This window comes from Streptomyces longisporoflavus, assembly GCF_014649775.1.
GTDB lineage: Bacteria > Actinomycetota > Actinomycetes > Streptomycetales > Streptomycetaceae > Streptomyces > Streptomyces longisporoflavus.
Map to the genome: position 1 here is coordinate 1 of NZ_BMTR01000141.1, position 599 is coordinate 599.

Annotated in this window: 1 protein-coding gene; it reads left to right on the plus strand. The window is 70.5% G+C overall.

The annotated features are described in order from the left end of the window. Positions 1-599: beta-ketoacyl synthase N-terminal-like domain-containing protein (locus tag IE226_RS43775; RefSeq protein WP_190087106.1), on the plus strand; the 599-nt coding region annotated here is incomplete at both ends.

Here is a 599-nt window from a genome sequence, read left to right on the forward strand (position 1 = left end):
CTGGCCACCGACGGCCGCTGCAAGTCCTTCGCCGCCGCCGCGGACGGCACCGGCTGGGCCGAAGGCGCCGGCGTACTCCTCCTCGAACGCCTCTCAGACGCACAGCGCCTGGGACACGAAGTACTGGGAGTGCTGCGAGGCTCGGCCGTCAACCAGGACGGCGCCTCCAACGGACTCACCGCACCCAACGGACCCTCCCAGGAACGCGTCATCCGCGACGCCCTCGCCGACGCCGGACTCAACCCCGGCGACATCGACCTCGTCGAAGCACACGGCACCGGCACCCGCCTCGGCGACCCGATCGAGGCCCAAGCCCTCCAAGCCACCTACGGCCATCACCACCACCGCAAAAACGGCCAGCCCCTCTACCTGGGCTCCCTCAAGTCGAACATCGGACACAGCCAAGCCGCCGCAGGAGTCGGCGGCGTCATCAAAATGGTGCAGGCCATGCGCCACCGCACCATGCCCCGCACCCTCCACGTCGACCAGCCCACCCCTCAAATCGACTGGGACTCCGCCGCCATGGAACTCCTCGTCGAACCCCGGCCCTGGCCCCACACCCACGACCGCCCCGCCCGCGCCGCCGTCTCCTCCTTCGG